The organism is Micrococcus sp., from assembly GCF_030523875.1.
GTDB lineage: Bacteria > Actinomycetota > Actinomycetes > Actinomycetales > Micrococcaceae > Micrococcus.
Genome location: NZ_JAUNHR010000120.1, coordinates 1 through 4,793, shown reverse-complemented (window position 1 = coordinate 4,793; position 4,793 = coordinate 1). Strand labels below are relative to the sequence as shown.

Here is a 4,793-nt window from a genome sequence, read left to right as displayed (position 1 = left end):
TCACGAAGCCCTCGTGCATGACGGTGGTGCCCTCGGCCAGGTGGGCGCCCAGGCGGACGCGGTCGGCGTCGCCGATGCGCACGCCGGAGGGGACCACGTAGTCGGTCATGCGGGGGAACTTGTCCACGCCGTAGACGTTGACGGTGCCGCGGGCGCGCAGCTTCGCGCGGGTCAGCTCGAAGCCGGTGACGGCGCACGGGCCAAAGTTCGTCCACACGACGTTGGTCAGCAGCCCGAAGACCCCGTCGAGGTTCAGCTCGTTCGGACGGACCAGGCGGTGGGAGAGGGCGTGCAGGCGCAGCCAGGCGTCCTCGGCGGAGGCCGGCGCGGCGTCGAGGTCCGCCTCCACCTCCACGACCTGCTGGGTGGTGCCGCGGTCGGCGTCGTCGGCAGCGAGGCCGCGCAGCGTCTCGGCGAGGGATGCGTCGGCCTCGGCGAGCGGGCCGGCCGCGGGGGCCGGGAACCACACGTCCAGGACGGCGCCGTCGGCGGCGAGGGTGGCCAGGCCGTGGCCGGAGACGAGGCGGGGGCGGGTGTTCTGGGAGGTCTCGGTCATGGCCGCCAGCCTACCGATGCGCCCTCCGCGGCCCGCGGCGCGAGCGGACCGCGTCCGTAGGATGGACACCATGACCGACACCGTGTCCGCCCCCGCCCTGCCCGACCTCACCGCCGAGGACCTGGACGTCGCCGCCCTGACGGCGCTCCTGCTGGACATCCGCTCCGTCTCGGACGAGGAGGGCCCGCTCGCCGACGCCGTGGAGGCCGCGCTGCGGCGGCTGGACCGGCTCGAGGTGCGGCGCTTCGGGGATGCGGTGGTGGCCCGCACGGACCTGGGCCTGGGCTCGCGCGTGGTCCTCGCCGGGCACCTGGACACGGTTCCGCTGCCCACGGTGCCTGGATCCCGCGGCACGGTCCCCAGCACGTGGGAGGGGGACGTGCTCTACGGCCGCGGCGCCGTGGACATGAAGTCCGGCGTGGCCGTGCAGCTGGCGCTGGCCGGGCTCGTCGGGCACGACGCCGGCCCGCGCCCGGCGCACGACGTCACCTGGGTGTTCTACGACCACGAGGAGGTCGAGTCCCACAAGTCGGGCCTGGGCCGCGTGGCGCGCGAGGCCCCGGAGCTGCTCGAGGCGGACTTCGCCGTGCTGCTCGAGCCCACGGACGGCGTCGTCGAGGGCGGGTGCAACGGCACGTGCCGCTACCGGGTGAGCTTCTCCGGCGTGGCCGCGCACTCCGGGCGGGCCTGGCGCGGGGACAACGCGATCCACAAGCTCGGCGCGCTCCTGACCGCGCTGTCCGCGTACGAGCCGGCCACCGTGACCGTGGAGGGCTTGGACTACCGGGAGGGCCTCAACGCCATCCGGGTCAGCGGCGGCGTGGCCGGCAACGTGATCCCGGACGCGGCGGCCGTGGAGGTCAACTACCGGTTCGCCCCGGACAAGACCCTCGAGCAGGCCCACGCCCACGTGCGTGAGGTGTTCGAGGGCGCCGGCGTGGACTGGGAGGCGCAGGTGGAGGTCACCGACGCCTCCGCGGCCGCCCGGCCGGGCCTGGACCGTCCGGCGGCCGCGGGCTTCGTGGCGGCGGTGGGCGGACGGCCCCAGCCCAAGTACGGCTGGACGGACGTCGCCCGCTTCTCGGAGCTGGGGGTGCCGGCCGTGAACTTCGGCCCCGGCGACGCCCTGCTGGCCCACACCGACGACGAGCACGTCGAGCGCGCCGCCGTCGAGGCCTGCCGGGACGCCCTTCGCGCCTGGCTGCTGGGCTGACCCGGCCCCGACCTGCCCGGAAGCCCCCGGACGACCGAGCCCGCCGCCCCCGGAGACGGAGACGGCGGGCTCGTGTGTGCCCGGGACCGGTCAGGCGGCGGCCTTCCGGCCGACGGCCACCGCGGAGGACCCGGCGGCCGGCTTCGTGCGGCCCGCGGTGCGGGAGGAGAGCCGGCGGGAGAGCAGGGTGGCGATCCACGTCAAGATCATGTTGATCACGATGAAGATCGCCGCGGCCACCACGAGGGTCTGCAGGATGTTGCCCTGGCCGGCGCCGAGCTGACGGGCGTACTGCAGCAGCTCGAAGAACCCGATCAGGTAGCCGAGGGCCGAGTCCTTGAGGATGACCACGAACTGGCTCAGCAGCGAGGGCAGCATGGCCACGAGGGCCTGGGGCACCTCCACGAGGCGCAGCGACTGGTTCGGGGTCATGCCGATCGCCGCGGCGGCCTCGCGCTGGCCCTTGGGCAGCGAGCGGACGCCGGAGCGCACCAGCTCCGCGATCACCGCGCCGTTGTAGAGCGTCAGGGCGACGATCACGGCGTAGTACGGGCTGTCGGCGGCGTTGATCGCCCCGCTGCGGGCGGCCAGCGCGAAGGCCTGGTAGAAGAACACCATCATGACCAGCACCGGGACGGCGCGGAAGAACTCCACCACCACCGCCGCGACGGCGCGCACGGGGGCCAGAGGCGCCAGTCGCAGGAAGCCGAACACCAGGCCGAACACCACCGAGGTCACCACGGCGATGCCCGCGGACTGCAGGGTGAACTGCAGGCCCGGCAGGTAGTAGTCGGACCACGCGCTCGCGTCGAGCGCGGCCGTCCAGCGGCGCGGCTCGAGCTGACCCCGCTCCTGCAGGCGCACCAGCACGAGGGCGGCCAGGGCGAGGACCACGACGGCGGCCACGAGGTTGGCGATCAGGATGCGCCGCCGAGCCGCGGGGCCCGGGGCGTCGAACAGCACGGACGCGCTCATCGGGCCACCGCCCACTTGTCGGAGGCCCACGTGGTCAGCAGGCCGATCGGGATGACGATCAGACAGAAGCCGATCGCGAAGGTCAGGAAGATCGCCACCATGACGTCCGGGCGGAACTCGATCATGGTCTTCATCAGGCCCGAGGCCTCGGCCACCGAGGCGGCCGCGGCCACCGTGGTGTTCTTCGTCAGGGCGATCACGGTGTTCCCCAGGGGCGTGATGGCCCCGCGCAGCGCCTGGGGGAGGATGACGAGCCGCGCGGCCGGCAGGAAGCCCAGGCCGATCGCCCGCGCGGCCTCGGCCTGGCCCAGGGGCACCGTGTTCACGCCGGAGCGGATCGCCTCGCACATGAACGCCGCGTGGTAGAGCGACAGCGCGATCACGGCGTAGACGAAGAAGTTCAGCTGGAAGTCGGGGGCGAAGGTGATCTTCAGCTGGCCCCACACCGCGAGCACGCCCAGCAGCATGAGGATGGTCAGGGGAGTGTTGCGCACGACGTGCACGTACCCGGCGCCGAGCGCCCGCAGGGACGCCACGGGGGAGATGCGGCACAGGGCCAGCAGCACGCCCAGGACGAACGAGCCCAGCGTGGCCAGCAGGGCCAGGCGGATGTTCATCCAGAACGCCGCCGGCACCTGGGAGCCGTACTGCTCCAGGAGGGTGGACAGGGATTCCATGTCTCTTCCGATGGTCGGTGGGAGGCGCCGTCACCGCCGCGGCGGCGGCATCCCCGCACGGGGGTGCCGCCGCCGGCGGTGCGTCGAGGACGGGGAGGGGTCAGGCGCAGGGCTCGGCCTTGGCGGCCTCGCCGGAGTTCAGCTCCTCGCTGTACTCGTAGCCGGTGCCCTCGGTGTTGGCCTTCAGGGCCTTCTCCCACTCGCCCGACTCCTTCATCTCGGCGATCGCGTCGTTGATCGCCTCGCACTTGTCGGAGCCCTTCGGGATGCCCACGCCGTAACGCTCGGTGGTGAAGGTGTTGCCCACGACCTTGAACTTGCCCTTGTTGGCATCCGTGGCCGCGAGGCCGGCGAGGATGATGTCGTCCGTGGTGACGGCGTCGACCTGGCCGGACTCGAGGTAGGTCACGCACTCGGCGTAGCCGCCCTGCTCCACCAGGTTCACACCGGAGGCGAACTGGTCCTTGATCTTCTGGGCGGAGGTGGAGCCCGTGACGGAGCACAGGTTCTTGCCGTTGAGGGACTCCGGGCCGGTGATCCCGGACTCGTCCGCGCGGACCAGCAGGTCCTGGCCGGCCACGAAGTACGGGCCGGCGAAGCCCACGCGCTCCTTGCGGGCGTCGGTGATGGAGTAGGTGGCGAGGATCATGTCCACCTCGCCGTTCTCAAGGGCGTTCTCGCGGTTGGCCGACGGGGTCTGCACCCAGGTGATCTTGTCCTCGGCCACCCCCATCTTGTCGGCGACGTAGCGGGCCACGTCCGTGTCGAAGCCGGTGGGCTGGGCGTCGCCCTGACGGTAGCCGAGGCCCGGCTGGTCGTACTTGATGCCGATGCGCAGGGTGTCCCCGCCACCGGCCTGGGAGCTGCTGGAGGCGCCGCCGGCGGCGGAGGACTCGCCCGCACCGCCCGAGGAGGACGGCGAGCACGCGGACAGGGACAGGGCCGCGGCGGCGGCGACGGCGGTGACGGAGAGGAACTTCGAACGGATCATGGAGTGCTCCTGATGACGGGGTGGGTGGGGTGCGGCGGACCGCGGGGTGGGGGACGTCAGTGGACGAGGATCTTGCCGAGGAAGTCGCGGGCGCGCTCGTGCCGGGGGTTGGTGAAGAACGTCTCGGGGTCGGCGTCCTCGAGGACCTCGCCGTCGGCCATGAAGATGACACGGTCGCCGGCCTTGCGGGCGAAGCCCATCTCGTGGGTCACCACGACCATGGTCATGCCCTCCTTGGCCAGGCCGACCATGACGTCGAGGACCTCCTGGACCATCTCCGGGTCCAGGGCGGAGGTCGGCTCGTCGAACAGCAGGGCCTGGGGCTCCATGGCCAGGGCGCGGGCGATCGCGACGCGCTGCTGCTGGCCGCCGGAGAGCTGG

At 72.6% G+C, this 4,793-nt stretch carries 5 protein-coding genes and 1 pseudogene; 1 reads left to right on the top strand and 5 read right to left on the bottom strand.

The window, feature by feature from the left end; all coding sequences use genetic code 11:
* Window positions 1-556, bottom strand: a pseudogene (locus Q4D18_RS11100) (2,3,4,5-tetrahydropyridine-2,6-dicarboxylate N-succinyltransferase); the annotation flags it as partial.
* Between the two features lie 70 nt (window positions 557-626).
* Here Q4D18_RS11100 and dapE point away from each other — a divergent pair.
* Complete coding sequence (dapE, locus tag Q4D18_RS11095) at window positions 627-1,769, top strand: succinyl-diaminopimelate desuccinylase (RefSeq protein WP_303128383.1); 1,143 nt, start codon at window positions 627-629, stop codon at window positions 1,767-1,769.
* A 90-nt stretch (window positions 1,770-1,859) separates the two neighbouring features.
* Here dapE and Q4D18_RS11090 read toward each other — a convergent pair whose 3' ends face one another.
* The 4 genes from Q4D18_RS11090 to Q4D18_RS11075 all read right to left on the bottom strand — a co-directional run.
* Window positions 1,860-2,744, bottom strand: coding sequence for an amino acid ABC transporter permease (locus tag Q4D18_RS11090; protein WP_303128381.1), 885 nt, complete (start codon window positions 2,742-2,744; stop codon window positions 1,860-1,862).
* Window positions 2,741-3,421, bottom strand: a complete 681-nt coding sequence (locus tag Q4D18_RS11085) for an amino acid ABC transporter permease (protein ID WP_303128378.1) — start codon at window positions 3,419-3,421, stop codon at window positions 2,741-2,743. The genes Q4D18_RS11090 and Q4D18_RS11085 overlap by 4 nt, the downstream gene beginning before the upstream one ends.
* A gap of 100 nt (window positions 3,422-3,521) precedes the next feature.
* Window positions 3,522-4,412: a glutamate ABC transporter substrate-binding protein gene (locus tag Q4D18_RS11080; RefSeq protein WP_303128376.1), complete on the bottom strand. Its 891-nt coding sequence runs from the start codon at window positions 4,410-4,412 to the stop codon at window positions 3,522-3,524.
* 56 nt (window positions 4,413-4,468) lie between these two features.
* Window positions 4,469-4,793 (bottom strand): amino acid ABC transporter ATP-binding protein (locus Q4D18_RS11075; protein WP_303128375.1); only part of this gene is annotated, 325 nt, incomplete at its 5' end.

Excerpts from the sequence above, each read along its gene's own strand:
- dapE (WP_303128383.1), top strand. The coding sequence starts at position 627 with ATGACCGACACCGTGTCCGCCCCCGCCCTGCCCGACCTCACCGCCGAG.
- Q4D18_RS11090 (WP_303128381.1), bottom strand. The coding sequence starts at position 2,744 with ATGAGCGCGTCCGTGCTGTTCGACGCCCCGGGCCCCGCGGCTCGGCGG.
- Q4D18_RS11085 (WP_303128378.1), bottom strand. The coding sequence starts at position 3,421 with ATGGAATCCCTGTCCACCCTCCTGGAGCAGTACGGCTCCCAGGTGCCG.
- Q4D18_RS11080 (WP_303128376.1), bottom strand. The coding sequence starts at position 4,412 with ATGATCCGTTCGAAGTTCCTCTCCGTCACCGCCGTCGCCGCCGCCGCG.